Origin of the sequence: Massilia timonae CCUG 45783 (assembly GCF_000315425.1) — a bacterium.
Taxonomy (GTDB): domain Bacteria; phylum Pseudomonadota; class Gammaproteobacteria; order Burkholderiales; family Burkholderiaceae_D; genus Telluria; species Telluria timonae.
In genome coordinates, this window is record NZ_JH992922.1 from 1,209,259 (window position 1) to 1,224,947 (window position 15,689).

The 15,689-nt window shown below is 66.3% G+C and carries 12 protein-coding genes; 5 read left to right on the forward strand and 7 right to left on the reverse strand.

Going from position 1 to position 15,689, the window contains the following annotated elements:
- Positions 1-37: 37 nt before the first annotated feature.
- The gene (locus HMPREF9710_RS26455) at positions 38-2,041 is read left to right on the forward strand and encodes a hybrid sensor histidine kinase/response regulator (protein WP_005664504.1); all 2,004 of its coding nucleotides are present in this window, start codon (positions 38-40) and stop codon (positions 2,039-2,041) included.
- Here the strand turns inward: HMPREF9710_RS26455 and HMPREF9710_RS05150 are convergent.
- The 6 genes from HMPREF9710_RS05150 to HMPREF9710_RS05175 form a co-directional block, all read right to left on the reverse strand.
- Positions 2,026-3,009 carry a Gfo/Idh/MocA family protein gene (locus tag HMPREF9710_RS05150; protein WP_005664506.1) on the reverse strand — a complete coding sequence of 328 codons (984 nt, stop codon included), beginning with the start codon at positions 3,007-3,009 and terminating at the stop codon, positions 2,026-2,028. The two genes, HMPREF9710_RS26455 and HMPREF9710_RS05150, sit on opposite strands and share 16 nt — an antisense overlap.
- Positions 3,006-3,575 (reverse strand): heme-degrading domain-containing protein, encoded by a 570-nt coding sequence (locus HMPREF9710_RS05155; protein ID WP_005664508.1) that lies wholly within the window; start codon positions 3,573-3,575, stop codon positions 3,006-3,008. Before HMPREF9710_RS05155 ends, HMPREF9710_RS05150 begins: the two co-directional genes overlap by 4 nt.
- Positions 3,572-4,912, reverse strand: a complete 1,341-nt coding sequence (locus HMPREF9710_RS05160) for an MFS transporter (RefSeq protein ID WP_005664510.1) — start codon at positions 4,910-4,912, stop codon at positions 3,572-3,574. Before HMPREF9710_RS05160 ends, HMPREF9710_RS05155 begins: the two co-directional genes overlap by 4 nt.
- The gene (locus HMPREF9710_RS05165; protein WP_005664511.1) at positions 4,905-5,927 is read right to left on the reverse strand and encodes a glucokinase; all 1,023 of its coding nucleotides are present in this window, start codon (positions 5,925-5,927) and stop codon (positions 4,905-4,907) included. The genes HMPREF9710_RS05160 and HMPREF9710_RS05165 overlap by 8 nt, the downstream gene beginning before the upstream one ends.
- A gap of 31 nt (positions 5,928-5,958) precedes the next feature.
- Positions 5,959-7,311 carry a GH1 family beta-glucosidase gene (locus tag HMPREF9710_RS05170; protein WP_005664513.1) on the reverse strand — a complete coding sequence of 451 codons (1,353 nt, stop codon included), beginning with the start codon at positions 7,309-7,311 and terminating at the stop codon, positions 5,959-5,961.
- Between the two features lie 87 nt (positions 7,312-7,398).
- Positions 7,399-9,822 (reverse strand): TonB-dependent receptor, encoded by a 2,424-nt coding sequence (locus HMPREF9710_RS05175; protein WP_005664515.1) that lies wholly within the window; start codon positions 9,820-9,822, stop codon positions 7,399-7,401.
- 287 nt (positions 9,823-10,109) lie between these two features.
- Here HMPREF9710_RS05175 and HMPREF9710_RS05180 point away from each other — a divergent pair, with 287 nt between their 5' ends.
- The 4 genes from HMPREF9710_RS05180 (at position 10,110) to HMPREF9710_RS05195 (ending at position 14,728) form a co-directional block, all read left to right on the forward strand.
- The gene (locus HMPREF9710_RS05180) at positions 10,110-11,120 is read left to right on the forward strand and encodes a LacI family DNA-binding transcriptional regulator (protein WP_040775722.1); all 1,011 of its coding nucleotides are present in this window, start codon (positions 10,110-10,112) and stop codon (positions 11,118-11,120) included.
- Positions 11,121-11,340: 220 nt separating this feature from the next.
- Positions 11,341-11,766 (forward strand): organic hydroperoxide resistance protein, encoded by a 426-nt coding sequence (locus HMPREF9710_RS05185; RefSeq protein ID WP_005664520.1) that lies wholly within the window; start codon positions 11,341-11,343, stop codon positions 11,764-11,766.
- Positions 11,767-11,978: 212 nt separating this feature from the next.
- Positions 11,979-13,004 carry an alpha/beta hydrolase gene (locus HMPREF9710_RS05190; protein WP_005664521.1) on the forward strand — a complete coding sequence of 342 codons (1,026 nt, stop codon included), beginning with the start codon at positions 11,979-11,981 and terminating at the stop codon, positions 13,002-13,004.
- A 563-nt stretch (positions 13,005-13,567) separates the two neighbouring features.
- Positions 13,568-14,728 (forward strand): MFS transporter, encoded by a 1,161-nt coding sequence (locus HMPREF9710_RS05195; protein WP_005664523.1) that lies wholly within the window; start codon positions 13,568-13,570, stop codon positions 14,726-14,728.
- 89 nt (positions 14,729-14,817) lie between these two features.
- Here HMPREF9710_RS05195 and HMPREF9710_RS05200 read toward each other — a convergent pair whose 3' ends face one another.
- Positions 14,818-15,648, reverse strand: a complete 831-nt coding sequence (locus HMPREF9710_RS05200; protein ID WP_081589849.1) for an AraC family transcriptional regulator — start codon at positions 15,646-15,648, stop codon at positions 14,818-14,820.
- Between the last annotated feature and the right edge of the window lie 41 nt (positions 15,649-15,689).

Sequence of the window (15,689 nt, forward strand, 5' to 3'; positions counted from 1 at the left end):
TACGATGGGCGAAAATCGCTCAACTAACCGTCCGTTCATGAACACATTCCCGATCCGGCTTGCCTTCCCGGGCGGCGCCGCGATCGCCTGCCTGCTGCTCGCCCTCACCGCGCTGGCCGGCTGGGGGCTGCATTCGCCGGCATTGATCGGCGCCGGCGTCGGTGCGCCGCAGATGTATCCGCTTACCGCGGTCGGCTTCCTGTGCGCCTCTGCCTGCCTGTTGCTGCAGTTGCATCCGGTGCGCGCCGTTGCCCGCGCCGGCCGCGTCCCGGCCCTGCTGGTCCTGGCGATCGGCGCCGGCGGCGTGGCGATGCGCCTGTCCGGCTGGGCGCCGGCGCCGCTGTCGCTGGGCCTGGGCCAGGCATCCACTGCCTGGAGCCTGCCGGCGCTGCTGACGGCCGGCCTGTTCGTCGTACTCGGGGCCGGCATGGCGCTGTCGTGCGCGCGCCGCACGGTCGGCATCGGCCAGGCGCTGGCCGCCAGCGTGCTGCTGTTCTCGTTGCTGACCCTGGCCGGCTTCGCCGCCGAAGACACCTTCCTGTACCAGCTGCTGCCGGGACGCGGCACCTCGCTGCGCACCGCGCTGGCCTTCATGCTGGCCTCCGGCGCCACGCTGGCGCTGCATCCGGACCAGGGCATGGTGGTGGCGCTGGCCAGCCCCACGTCCAGCAGCCGCACCCTGCGCCAGCTGATGGCGCCACTGGTGCTGGCGCCGATCGTGCTGGGCATGGTCGCCACCGCGGCGGTGCGCGCGGCCGATCCCGGACTCGACCTGACCACCATGATCTGGCTGTTCGTGTGGGGCTTGCTGGTGATCCTGATCGCCGTGGTGTGGCGCTTCGCCTACCAGCTGTACCGCCAGGACCTGAACCGCGGCATGGCCGAACGCGAGCGCAACGAGGCGCTGCAGGCGCTGCGCCTGGCGGACGAGCGCAAGAACGAGTTCCTGGCCATGCTGGCGCACGAGCTGCGCAACCCGCTGGCGCCGATCAGCACCGCGGCGGGCCTGCTCAAGGGCGTGTATGCGAGCGACCCGGGCGCGGTGCGGCGCACCAGCGAGATCATCGCGCGCCAGGTGGACCATATGGTGCACCTGGTCGACGACCTGCTCGACGTGTCGCGCGTCACGCGCGGCATGATCGAACTCGAGCGCGATCGGGTCGACCTGCGCCAGGTGGTCGGCGCCGCCCTGGAGCAGGTGCAGCCGCTGCTGGACATGAAGCGCCATCGCCTGCGCACCGAGCTGCCGGATACGCGGGTGCTGGTCGAGGGCGACGCCAAGCGCCTGATCCAGGTCATCGCCAACCTGGTCAACAACGCCGCCAAGTACACGCCGGACGAAGGCAGCGTGCTGGTGGCGGTGCGCATCCGGGGCGGCGAGGCGGTGCTGGCGGTGCGCGACGACGGCATCGGCATCGCGCCCGAACTGCTGCCGGACGTGTTCGGCCTGTTCACCCAGGCCCGGCGCACGCCGGACCGGGCCCAGGGCGGCCTGGGCCTCGGGCTGGCGCTGGTCAAGAACCTGGTCGAGCTGCACGGGGGCACGGTGCGCGCCGATAGCGCCGGACCGGGCCACGGCAGCACCTTCACCGTGACCTTGCCGCGCCTGGACGAACCTGTCCCGGCCGGCCCGGACGACGCGCCGGGACCGCAACGACCCACGCGCGACCAGGCGATGAACGTGCTGGTGGTGGACGACAACGTCGATGCGGCCGCCTCGCTGGCGCTGCTGCTGGAGGCGGAAGGCTACCGGGTGGCGGTCGAGCATGCGCCGGCGCCGGCGCTGCGGCGCGCGCTCGCACAGCCCCCGGACGCCTGCATCCTGGACATCGGCCTGCCCGATATGGACGGCCGCGAACTGGCGCGCCGCATCCGCGCCGGCCTGGGAGAGCGCACGCCGCTCCTGATCGCCCTGACCGGCTACGGCAGCGACGCCGACCGCCAGGCCGCGCTGGACGCCGGCTTCGATCATTACCTGGTCAAGCCGGCCAATATGCAGCAGCTGGATGCGCTGCTGGCCGAGGCTCAGTCGCTCGGATAGCGCAGGTCGATCTGCCCGCGGATCGCGTCGAGCAGGCCCATGATCGCCAGCGTGTCGTCGTGGGTCATCGCAGGATGCTCGAGCAGGCCTTCGCGCAGGCAGCGGCCGGCCTCGATCGCCTCGTGCGTGTAGCCGTTGCCGAGCCAGGGGGTCTCCAGCGTGCGCGTGGAGCCGTCCTGCAGCGCAACCGTGACGCGCTCGGCCATGTGGAACATGCGGTGCATGCGCACGCTGCCGCGCGTGCCGGACACCACCAGCTCGCCCGGCGCATGCGCCCGCAGCGAGCAGCTGCAGACCGACAGCGTGCCGCCGGCATGGCGCATGGTGAAGGCGGTGGTGAGGTCGACGCCGGTCTCGCCCATGATGGCCTGGGCCTGCACCGCCTCGACCCGGCCCAGCAGGGCGCAGGCGATCGACAGCGGATAGATGCCCAGGTCGAGCAGGGCGCCGCCGCCCAGGGCCGGATCGTTGACGCGGTGGGCTGGATCGGGCGTGGCCGAGAAGCCGAAGTCGGCGTGCAGCTGGGTCACCGTGCCGATCTCGCCCGAGGCGATGACGCGCCGCACTTCGGCCAGGGCCGGCATGAAGCGGGTCCACATCGCCTCCATCAGGAACAGGTTCTTTGCCCGCGCCAGCGCCACGATTTCTCCCGCCTCGCGCCGGTTCATCGCGAACGGCTTCTCGCACAGCACCGCCTTGCCGGCGCGCAGGGCGAGCAGGGCGTTGGCTGCGTGCATCGGGTGCGGGGTGGCGATATAGACGATGTCGACGTCGGGACAAGCGACCAGCGCCTCATACGAGCCGAACGCACGAGGAATCTCGAACTGCGCCGCGAAGGCCTGTGCGCTATCGTCGCTCCGGGAGCCGACCGCGGCCAGCACGGCGTCGGGCGTGGCGCGCAGCCCTTGCGCGAAATCGCGGGCGATGCGCCCGGTGCCGAGGATGCCCCAGCGGACGATGCGGGTCATGGCGATTCTCCGATCTTCAGATGGTCCTTCAACGCCGCCACCACCAGCGCGTGGTCGTCCACGCCCGGCAGGCCCGAGACCGTGACCGTGCCGACCGCGCCGCGGCCGCGCACGACGATCGGATAGGCGCCGCCGTGGGCCGCGTAGTCGCGCATGTCCAGGCCGGGCAGCGCGTCGTGGTCGCCGCCGGCCTGGCGCACCTCGTTGTGGGTGTAGAACGAGCTGTGGCCGGTGCGCCTGACCAGGTTGTTCTTGCGCCGGATCCAGTCGGCGTGGTCGGGCGAGGCGCCCGGCATCGCGTGGGCGAACAGGACCTCGTCGCCCTGCCTGATTTCAAGCGTCACCGGGCGGCCGGCGCGCTTCGCCCGCGCCACCAGCGCCGCCCCGAGGGCGGCGGCGGCATCCCGGTCGAAGCGGTCGAACTGGAGCTGGCGTTCTTCCTGCAGCAGGGCGTCGAGCGAGATAGTGGAAATGGCGTGCATGGCGGATGGCTGTGGAAGTTGCTGCGCCGCGGCCGCGGCCGCGGACAGCAGCAGGCAGGAAGCAAGCTGGACATGGCGCTTCATGCCGGCACCGTCTTGCCCTCGGCATCGAGGTCCGGCTCCGGCTTCGGCTGGCTGCCGTCGTCGTGGTAGAACGGCGCGAACCAGGTGGCCAGGAACGAGGGGATGGTGGCGACCATCACCAGCACGAAGTAGCCGACGTACCCCATCATCTCTTGCAGGTGGCCGCTGATCACGCCGGTGACCATGCCGCACAGGCCCATCAGACCGGTGCCGAAGGCATAGTGGGTGGTGGTGTACTTGCCTGGCGCGAGCTGCTGCATCAGGTAGATCATGAAGCCGACGGCGCCGAAGCCGAAGAAGAATTTCTCGATCGCGACGCCGAGCGTGATCAGGACCAGGCTCGATGGCATGGTGAGCGCCAGCACCAGGAAGGCCACGTTCGGGATGTTGATCGCGCAGCACAGCACGAACAGCGTCGCCTTCAGGCCGCGTTTGGCGACGTACAGGCCGCCGAGCAGCGAGCCGACCAGCACCGCGGCCAGGCCGTAGGTGCCGTAGATCAGGCCCAGCATCTCGTTGGACAGGCCCAGGCCGCCCTTCGAGGCAGGATCGACCATGAAGAAGGGACCGATCTTTTCCAGCAGGCCCACGCTGAAGCGGAACAGGAAGGCGAAGGCGATCATGCGCCACACGCCGCGCTTCTGGAACAGGGTGACGAAGGCGTCGAGCAGGATGCGGCCGGCGTCCTTCACCGAGGACGGCGTGTCGGCCGCGCGCGCGCCTTGCGGCATGGTGCGCCAGTGCCATAGCGCCATCAACAGGGTCAGGCCGCCGACCAGCAAAAAGATAATGCGCCAGGCGTCGATCCAGTCCGGCCCGAACACGGCGGGATCATGGCCGAAGACGTGTGTGTGCAGGTAGCCGGAGAGATACACCATGCCGCCGGCGGCCACGATCGGGCCGATGTTCCAGGACAGGCTCTGGATGCCGCAGTACAGCGATTGCGCGCGGGCGTCGAGCGAGGTGACGTAGACGCCGTCGCTGGCGATGTCCTGCGTCGCGCCGATGAACGACAGGGCGAAGAAGATCGCCATCAGGAAGGTCATGTAGCCGGGCAGTTCCATCAGCAGCGCGACCCCGGCGAAGCCGGCGCCGATCGCCACCTGCGCGCACAGCACGAAGAATTTCTTGGTGCGGTACATCTCCACGAACGGCGCGAACAGCGGCTTGACCGTATACGCCAGGATCAGCAGGCTCGAATACTGGGCGGCGCGGCCGTTGTCCATGCCCAGGTTCTTGAACATGATGGCGGTGACGCTGGTGAGCATCACGTAGCCGAGCGCCATCGTGAAGTAGCCGGTCGGCACCCACAGCAGCGGCGAGGCGATCTTACGCATGGGCGGCCTCCGTGCTCGCCCGCGGCGCTGTCGCATGGGTCCAGGCCAGGTGGTCCGCGAGGATCGCCGATGCGCCCTGCAGGGCCGGATAGGGGGCCGTGATCAGCCAGGTGGGGATGCGCGCCGTGAACTCGCTGAAGCGGCCCTTGCGCTCGAAGCGCGGGCGGAACGGCGAGGCGACGAAATAGGCGCCCAGGCGCGGCACGACGCCGCCGCCGATATAGATGCCGCCGCGTGCGCCGAGGGTCACCGCCAGGTTGGCCGCCACCGTGCCCAGCATGCCGCAGAAGCAGTCGATCGCTTCCAGCGACAGGGCGTCGCCGCCGGACAGGCCGCGCGTCACGATGTCGGAGGGCGACAAGTCTTTATCGGACGCTATGCCGCGGCTCATGGCCAGCGCCTCGCGGATCAGCACCAGGCCGGGGCCGGAGACGAAGCGCTCGGCCGAGACGTGGTCGTAGCGCTGCCAGGCGTGGCGCAGCACGGTCACCTCGCGCTCGTCGAGCGGCGAGAAGGCCACGTGGCCGCCTTCGCTATGGAGGGGAATCCAGCGCTCGCCGCTCGGGACCAGCCCCGAGACGCCGAGGCCGGTGCCGGCGCCGACCAGGCCGATGGCGGCGCCGGCCAAGGGAGCGCCGCCGCCGACCTGGGCCAGGTCGTCCGGCTGCAGGATCGGCAGCGACATCGCCAGCGCCGTGAAATCGTTCACCACCAGCAGCGTCTCCAGGCCCAGCGCTCGGCGCGCCGCCTCGATCGAGAACGCCCAGTGGTGGTTCGTCATGCGGATGGCGTCGCCGTCCACCGGATTGGCGATCGCGATCACCGCGTGGCGCACCTTCGCGCCGGCGCCGGCCAGGTAGAAGCGCACCGCGTCTTCGAAGCGGGCGTGGTCGGCGCAGGCCAGCGTCTGCACGGCCTGGATCGCGCCCGGCGCCGGCTCCAGGGCGAAGCGCGCGTTGGTGCCGCCGATGTCGGCCAGCAGGCGCGGGCCGTCGGGGTGGGTAGTCGTCAGCATGTCTCCTCCTTGTCGCTCTTTTTTATGGCGATCAAGTCTTGATGCGGTTGTCGCGGGCTGCGATGAATTCGCGATACCACAAGGCGCTGTCCTTCAGGGTGCGCTGCTGGGTCGCATAATCCACGTGCACGATGCCGAAGCGCTTGGCGTAGCCCGAATTCCACTCGAAGTTGTCGAGCAGGCTCCAGAGGAAGTAGCCGCGCACGTCGACGCCGGCATCTATCGCCTCCTTGAGCGCGGCCAGGTGGCTGCGCACGTAGGCGATGCGTGCCGGATCGTGGACACGGCCGTTCTCGACCACGTCGGGATTGGCCATGCCGTTCTCGGTAATGTACACCGGAGGCAGGTCGGGGTACTCGGCTTTCAGCTTGATCAGCAGTTCGGGCAGGCCTTCCGGGAAGATCTCCCAGCCCATGTCGGTGACCCCGTGGCGAGCCGGCGGCGGCACCGGCGGGTTGGCGGCGCTGCACCAGCTGCGGAAATAATAATTCGAGCCGAGGAAGTCGATCTTCTGCCTGATGATGTCGAAATCGCCGTCGCGAACCTGCGGCGCGTTGGCGCCGTGGCCGCGCAGGGCCAGTTCCGGATAGCGGCCCTTGAAGATGGGGTCCATGAACCACTGCACCGAGCGCGCGTACTCGAATTCGGCCATCGCGCGGTCGGCCTCGGAAGCCGAGGCGGCATCGGCGGTCCACTGGTTCAGCACGATGCCCAGCTGCGCCGCGCCGCCCACCTCGCGCATGGCGCGCATGGCCAGGCCGTGCGACAGCAGCAGGTGGTGCGAGACCTGGATCGACTGCTTCAGGTCGACCACGCCCGGCGCGAACTGGGCGTTGCCGTAGCCGAGGTTGGCCGTGCACCAGGGTTCGTTGTGGGTGGCGATCGCCTCGATGCGGTTGCCGAAGCGGCGCGCCACTTCATGCGCGTAGTCGGCGAAGCGGTGGGCGGTGTCGCGGTTCAGCCAGCCGCCATCGTCCTGCAAGCCTTGCGGCAGGTCCCAGTGATACAGGGTGGCGTGGGGGCGGATGTTCTTTTCGGCCAGCGCGTCGAGAAGGCGGTCGTAGAAGCCGAAGCCGGCCTCGTTCCAGGCGCCCTTGCCATCCGGCTGGACGCGGGCCCAGGCCAGCGAGAAGCGGTAGGCGTCCACGCCCAGCGAGGCCATGATGTCGACGTCCTCGCGGTAGCGGTGATAGTGGTCGCAGGCGACGGTGCCGTCGCTGCCATCCTTGATGTTCGCCTTGTTCTTGCAGAAGGTGTCCCAGATCGACGGGCCCTTGCCGTCGACGTCGTGCGCGCCTTCGATCTGGAAGGAACTGGTGGCCACGCCCCAGGTGAAGTCGGATGGGAAGTCGTTGTTGAAGTCGAAATTGGGGCTCTTGGTCATGGAATTCTCTGATCGAGGCAAAGCGCGAGGGCGAAGCGCTTGAAAACAAAAAGCAGGCCCGCGGGAGCGGGCCTGCCGTGCTGCGGCTTAGAAATCGAAGCCGGTGTTGATGCCGACGGTGCGCGGCGGCTTGTACTGCGCCAGCCATGGGCCGAAGCCGTTGAAGGCGCTGGTCTTGATCTTCTTGTCGCTCACGTTGCGCACGAAAGCGTCGACCCACCATTTGTCCTGCTGGTAGCGCAGGCCGACGTCGGCGCTGGCATAGGCCTTCTGGCGGTCTTCCGGGCCGAGGTCGAACACGCTCAGGCGCACCTCGTCCTCGTAGCGCGCCGTGATGCGCGGTATCAGGCTGCCGCCATTGGCCAGGCGGAAGGTGTGCTGGTACTGGACCGTGGTCGAGAACTTCGGCGCGTGCGGCAGCTTGTGGCCGGTGACGTCGAGGCAGTTCGAGATGCTCGGGTCGACCGTGCAGGTCGGCAGCGAATAATCGTTCGAGCCGGCGATCAGGTGACCGAGCTTGGTGTCGAGCACGGCCAGCGCGATCGACAGGCGGCCATCCTTTGCGATGCGGGCGGCGATCTCGGTTTCCAGGCCGTACACCTCGGCGCCGTCGGCGTTCTCGATGGCCAGGCCGCGGCTGCCGTCCGGGAAGCTGACCGGCGAATTGAACTGGAAGTCCTTGAAGTCCATGTAGAACAGCGCGTTGTTGATGCGCAGGGCGCCGTCCAGGAAGGTGCTCTTCGAACCGATCTCGTAGTTGGTCAGCGTCTCGGGCTGGTAGGGCAGGCCGCGATCCTGCACGCCGCCCGACTTGTAGCCGGTCGATACGCTGGCATAGACCATATTGTTGCGGTCGATGTCGTAGTTCAGGCGCACCAGGCCGGTGGCCTTGTTGTCGCTGTAGCGGCCGTCGTTCGGCACGCCTTCGACGTAGCCGTTGACCGGGTCGCGCGGGTCGATGTGCGGGTTGAGCGGCACTTGTGGCGCGCTGAGGTCATTACCCCAGGTGTAGCCGCGACCGCCCGTGTGGACGCGCTTGTCGTGGGTGTAGCGCACGCCGCCGGTCAGGTGCCAGGCATCGGTGATGTTCCAGGTGGCCTGGCCGAACACGGCCGAGGTGTCCACGGTCTGCTTCGGCTGGATGAAGGAACCCTGCCAGTTCACGGCGCCATCCTGCGTGCCTTTCATGCCGGCGATGTCGAAGCGGACGTCGTTCTTCTCGTTGCCATAATAGGCGCCGACCTGCCAGTCGACGGTGCGGGTGCCGGTGGACTGCAGCAGCAGCTCGTGGCTGTGGCTCTTGTAGTTGGAGTCGACCGTGGTGTGTTCCTGGAAGATGCCGCCGGTGGTGATCGAGGTCGGGACCACGGTGCCGCCATCCTGGTCGAAGCGCATGTCGCCGCTGTACTTGGACCAGCCGGCCACGTACTGCAGGGCCATGTCGGGGCTGATGTCCCAGCTCAGCCGGCTGCGCACGTTGTGGCTGTCGCGGTTGATCCACGGCGCGCTGTCGGACAGGGTCGACCAGTGCTTCTCGCCGGCGCGCGGGACCTGCATCAGGTTGGCGCTCGGGGTGCCGCGGTCGATGAATTTTTCGTAGGCGATGTCCCAGCGCACGTTGGGCGCCAGTTGCCACAAGAGCGACAGGCGCGCGGCGCTCTGGTCCTGGGCGCTGTACTTGTCGCCGCCCGAGACGAACAGGTTCGGGTCGATCGGACGGAAAGCGGCCGGATCGGCGCCGGACGCCAGGTAGGCGGCGCGTTGCGACTCGACCGACGGGTTCTTGAAGCGCTGGTAGTCGACGTAGCCGTCGTGGCGCTCGTGCACCACGGCGAAGCGCAGTGCGGCATTGTCGGCGATCGGGATGTTGACCGCGCCGCGCACGCCCAGGCGGTTGTAGTCGCCGATGCCGCCCTCGAGGTAGCCGGAGCGGCTGTTCAGTTCCGGCTTGACGGTCTGGATGTTGACCGCGCCGACGGTGGAGTTGCGGCCCCACAGCGTGCCTTGCGGGCCGCGCAGCACCTCGATGCCCTCGACGTCGAACATCAGAGCGGTGGCGCCTTCGGCGCGCGGCGAATAGACGTTGTCGACGAAGGACGCGACTTCGGGGTCGGCGTATTCGGTCTTGGCGCTGTCGTTGCCGATGCCGCGCAGGGTCATGGTGGTCACGCCGTGGTCGCCCTGGGCCGTGGCCTGGAAGCCCGGCACCAGCGCCACCACGTCGAGCATGGTCTGCACGTGGTTGTCCTGCAGGGTGGCGGCGCTGAGCGCGGTGACCGCGATCGGGGTGCGCTGCAGCGAGGTCGAACGCTTGGTGGCGGTGACCTTCACCTCGGCGATCTGGCCGTTGTCGACGACGGCGGGCGGTGTGGCGGCGGCAGCCGAAGCCGGGTCGGACGCGCTCTGGGCCTGGGCGCTGCCGATGCCGGCGAGCAGGGTCAGGATGGCGAGGCGGATGGGGGTGGACGACGAGGTGCGCACTGCGGCCCCCGCGGGCGTAGTCATGGTCATTGCTTGTCTCCGAATATTGTTTTATGGGTACATCAGGAGCGCTGAGAGCGCTAACACGTGGATCGATGAGAAATCGATTTCATCAATCTTGAAAACGGTTTCATAGTAATTTCGTCCGTAAAAAAATGTCAATTAGAATTTTTGAACATGCTTACTGCGTTTGTTGTATCTCAACGACGGCCATCCTATGAAAGATTTTCATGGCGACGCGCTTTCCATGCTTTGCGGGTGAGTATCGGTGATATACTTCAAGCAACAATCTGTCTTGGATGAGTCCGGAACGCTTCATGAAAAACGTCGAGAGCAGCACCAGCACCCTGTACCAGGTCGCCAGCGCTGCCGGCGTCTCTCCCGCCACGGTCTCGCGCTTCCTGAACGGCACCGCCAAGGTGTCCGAAGACAAGCGGCGCACCATCGAGCGCGTCATCGATGAACTGAACTACAAGCCGAACCGCCTGGCGCAAAGCCTCAAGATCGGCAGCACCCGCACCATCGGCGTGCTGACCCAGTCGCTCGAGAGCGGCTACTTCAACCGCGCCATGGTGGGCATCGAGGATGCGGTCAAGGCGGCCGGCTATGCGCTCCTGATCATGAGCGGGCACTGGCATGCCGACGAAGAAGCCGAGCGGGTCGAGCTCCTGATCGGACGCCGCGTCGACGGCGTGGCCATCCTGACCGGGAACATGAGCGACCAGCAGATCCTCGACTTCTCGAAGCGGGTGCCGATCGTCGCCTTCGGGCGCGACGTCCAGGGCGCGCGCACCCACGGCTTTTGCCTGGATAACTACCGCGGCGCCTGCGAGGCGGTGGAATACCTGATCGCGCAAGGCCACCGCCGCATCGCCCACATCGCCGGCCCGGACGACCATCGTGACGCACGCGCGCGCCTGGCCGGCTACCACGACACCCTGGCCAGGCACCGGATCGAGGCCGATCCGCGGCTGGTGGTGGCGGGCGACTTCAGCGAATCCGGCGGCTTGCTGGCGTTGAACGGGCTGCTGGCCGCCAACCTGCGCTTCACCGCGATCTTCGCGGCCAACGACCTGACGGCGTATGGGGCGCGGCTGGCGCTCTACCGGCGCAATATCCGGGTGCCGGAAGACATCTCGCTGGTCGGCTTCGACGACCTGGAAAGCTCGATGTATACGACGCCTCCCCTGACCACGGTGCGCCAGCCGCTGTACGACGCCGGGATCGGCATCGGGCGCCGCATGCTGGCGATGCTGGCGCACGAGCAGCCGGAGGGCGAGGTGCCGCAGCTGAGCCTGATCGTGAGGGAATCCGTCAGACTGCTGTGAGCCCGCGCAGGCTTGCTGTTACATCTGGTAACACCTTGCCGAAATAAATCGTTTGCAATTAAATCGCGAGCTATGTAATATGCTTTCCATGGCAGCGCCGAACGGACAAGCAAACGGGTCGGCGGGCCAAGGCAGCAAACCATTTATATAGCGCGCTACTAAATAGCGATTTAATGAAATCGGGCGGCAAGGGCCGCCGACTACGACAAGGAGTCTCATCATGGCAATCGACAAAGTCCTCTACCGTGCAAGCGCCAAAGCCACCGGCGGTCGCGAAGGCCGCGCCGTTTCCTCGGACGGCGTGCTGGACGTGAAACTGACCACCCCGAAAGAACTGGGCGGCGCCGGCCTGGAAGGCACTAACCCGGAACAGCTGTTCGCGGCCGGCTACTCGGCCTGCTTCCTGGGCGCCATGAAATTCGTCGCTGCCCGCGACAAGCTGAAAATCTCGCCTGACGTGTCGGTGGAAGGCAGCGTCGGCATCGGCGCGATCCCGACCGGCTTCGGCATCGAAGTCGTCTTGAAGATCAGCCTGCCGGGCGTGCCGGCTGATGAGGCGCAAACCCTGGTCGACCGCGCCCACATCGTCTGCCCGTACTCGAACGCTACCCGCGGCAATATCGACGTGACCCTGCAACTGGTGTGATGCGGTGCTTCCCCCGGGCAACCGGGGGATACGGAAACCTGTCGTATGCAAGTAGCCGAAATGAATAAGTAGTGTGCGATTTAATCGTGAATATTTTCACTGGCCGCTACCACCACCGAATGATCCGTTTATGCAATGAAGGCGCGCGGCGCGCTGCTAATGTGGCAGATGGCACCCCGCCAATCCAGAACCCAAACAAGAAAGGAAGCACCATGAACACCCTGAGCAAAGCCCTTGTCGCGGCATCCCTGACCCTCGCTTACGGCGCCGCAGCGGCTGCCGACATCGCCCCCACCGTGGAGCGCCGTACCGCCGAATTCCTGACCGCGCTCAACTCCGGCGGCGGCAAGCCGATCGAGCAGCTGTCGCCGGCGGACGCCCGCAAGGTGCTGGAAGGCGCGCAGAAGAGCGTCAAGGTGAACCTGCCGGCGGCCGAGGTTTCGGACAAGGTGATCACCGTCGACGGCAAGCAGATCAAGCTGAAGATCGTGCGTCCGGCCGGCGTCAAGGGGGTGCTTCCCGCCTTCATGTTCATCCACGGCGGCGGCTGGGTGCTGGGCGACTATCCGACCCACGAACGCCTGGTGCGCGACGTGGTCGAAAGTTCCGGCGCGGTGGCGGTATTCGTCGACTATACCCGCTCGCCGGAAGCCGGCTACGGTGTGGCGCTCAACGAAATCTATGCCGCGACCAAGTGGGTGGCCGAACATGGCAAGGAACTGAATATCGACGGCAGCCGCCTGGCGGTGGCGGGCAATAGCGTTGGCGGCAATATGTCGGCCGCGCTGACCCTGATGGCCAAGGACAAGGGCGGACCGACACTGCGCTATCAGGTGCTGATGTGGCCGGTGACCGACGCCAACTTCGAGACCGGTTCGTACAAGCAGTTTGCAGAAGGGCACTTCTTGACTCGCAATATGATGAAGTGGTTCTGGGACAGCTATACGAAGGACGCGGCCAAGCGCAAGGAAGTCTATGCCTCGCCGCTGCAGGCCACCCTGCCGCAACTGAAGGGCTTGCCGCCAGCGCTGATCCAGACCGCCGAGAACGATGTGCTGCGTGACGAAGGCGAAGCCTATGGCCGCAAGCTGGACCAGGCCGGCGTCGACGTGACCGTCACCCGCTACAACGGCATGATCCACGACTTCGGCCTGCTCAATCCGCTTGCCACCTTGCCGGGCGTGCGTTCGCAAGTGCTGCAAGCCGGCGCCGAACTGAAAAAACACCTGGCCAAGTAACACTTGCTGCTTGCTGTCTGGGCCGCCCGAGGGCGGCCCTTTTTTTATGCGCCGTCATGCAATCGGTGTCGTCGGCGCAAATAAATTTAACAATTGGAGGAATATCCGGGCGGCCGATCTGGGCGAATAAAAGTGATGGGAAACCACGAACGGGGACTGGTCAAGACGGCGCTTGCCCTGGCTGCATCAACGCGTCCCGACGCACGAAAACAAGCCGTTTTGGAAATAAAACTGCTGCATTGCAGCAATTTGGGGCATCCGTGGGGCGTCGTCGGGCTCAGCAATAAATGGTTACATCTGACGCTAAATCCTTACTTCTTCATGCGTCAACCATGCTGAATTACCAGCTTTTCGTATATGTCCGGCAAGTAAGTTGTCATCTTTGCGTCGGCGCAATACAACGGCGCGAAATATTTTTCCGCGCGGAAAACCAAAGCGAAAAAAGGTGTTTAGAATTGCCGTCCATCAGCTTCCTGACGTAAATATTTCAGACGCGTCCGGGCTGTAAAAAGCACACAGGCAATTACTTTACATCTCAAGAAATTTAACAATTCGCGGCTTCCATGCAAACTACTGTTTCTGTTCCACGTCGTTCTTCTTCCGTACTCGTACAAGCACAGCTGTTCTCGCTGCCGGTCGTGTTCGCCCTGTTCGGCGTGATCATGGGCTCGTGGGCCGGCCGTATCCCGGCCCTGGCCGCCGGCGTCAACGTCTCGCACGCGGCGCTGTCGATGGTGCTGCTGTGCGGCGGCCTCGGCGCCGTGATCTCGTACCCGATCTCGTCCTTCCTGATGGGCCGTTTCGGCGCGCGCAAGACCCTCATGATCTCGGGCCTGGCCCTGCTGTGCGTGCTGGTCTCGATCGGCATGGCGCCGGACGTGTCGCGCCTGATGATGGCAGTCCTGATGCTGGGCATCACGGCCAGCACCTTCGACGTCGCCATGAACTCGGCCGCCGCCCGCCGCGAAAAAGAGAGCGGCAAGTCGGAAATGTCGCGCCTGCACGGCCTGGCCTGCGCCGGCGGCCTGGTCGGCGCCACCCTGGGCAGCCTGATGGCCAGCATGAAGATCGCGCCGGCCACCCACTTCCTGATGCTCGCCGGTCCGCTGGCCGTGGTGCTGTGGCTCGCCGTCAACCTGCTGGAGGCGGATGAAGCCGGCGTCAAGGTCGAGAAGAAGAAGTTCGCGCTGCCGCGCGGTCCGCTGGTCCTGCTGGGTCTGCTGGGCTTCTTCGGTTCGATGGCCGAAGGCAGCATCGCCGACTGGAGCGGCCTGTTCCTGAAAGAGCACTTCGGTGCATCGGACGGCCTGGCGCCGCTGGCACTGTCGTCGTTCTCGGTGATGATGCTGATGTCGCGCATGGTCGGCGACAAGATGAAGGAACGCTACGGCGCCAAGCGCCTCGTGACCCTGGGCGCGCTGGTCGCCGCAGCGGGCCTGTTCTTCGCGGTGCTGGCGCCGAACGCCTATGTCGCCCTGGGCGGCTTCGCGATCGCCGGCGTCGGCCTGGCCCTGGTGTTCCCGTTCGTGTTCAGCGCCGCCGGCGCGCAAGGCCCGGCTGCCCTGGCAGCGGTGGCGAGCATGGCCTACAGCGGTAGCCTGATGGGCCCGCCGGCAATCGGCGCCGTCGCCCACTTCGTCGGCATGCAGGCAGCCATCGCCTACGTCGGCGGCCTGTCCCTGGTGATCGCCATGGTGGCGTGCCGCACCCGCCTGCTGAAATAAGATCGATGGCGGCCTCGGTGGCCGCCTGGAAAGTCACAACGCAGACGCGTCCGCAAGGGCCGTCTGCGTTGTCGTTTGTGGTGTCCGGATCAGCCGGTTACCTGCTTGAGCCACTCGCGCGGCGAGGCGCCCATCATCGTCGTGAAGGCGCGCGTGAACGTGGATGGACTGGTATAACCCGTGCGGCTGCTGACCTGCTTGACCGGCATGCCTTCGCGCAGCAGACGTGTGCCGACGCCGATGCGCCAGCGTGTCAGGTACTCGCCAGGCGGGACGCCCATCACATCGCGGAAGCGCTCGGTGAACGCGGCGCGCGACATGCAGGCCACCTGGGCCAGCGACTGCAGGCTCCATGGTTCATGCGGGCGCTCGTGGATGACGGCCAGCGCCAGCGACAACTGGCGGTCGGACAGCCCGGCCAGCAAGCCCACCGACAGCCTGCCGCTGTCGAATTCGCGACGGATGACCTGGATCATGAGCACGTCGCACAGGCGGTCCACGATCATGTCCGAACCAGGACCATTCTTGCCCGCTTCGTCGAACAGAAGGTCCAGGGTGCTGCGCAGCCCATCGATTTCCGAAAGGGGAATGACGAGACAGGATGGCAGCACGCGCGTCAGCGGATTGTTCAACCCATCCTGGAACGTGATGTGTGCGCACAGCAGGTTGGCGGAATGGCCGGGGCGCACCTGCAGTGTGTGGTTATCGCCGCGGGGATAAAACAGCAGGCTTGGCTCCGTGATGCAGAGGGTGCCGCCGTCGTCATGCACGAAGTCCACCGTTCCGGAGCGAACCAGGTGTAGCTGGCCCGACATGCCGTCTGCCAGGAAACGATTGCCGTCGCAAAACGTGCCGTTGTAGAAAATACGGGCGTTGAAGGATTGACGACCGACCAGCGATGACAACTTATCCATAACCATTCAATTTCGACTGAGTGACAGCTATTCTGGACGATAAGGCA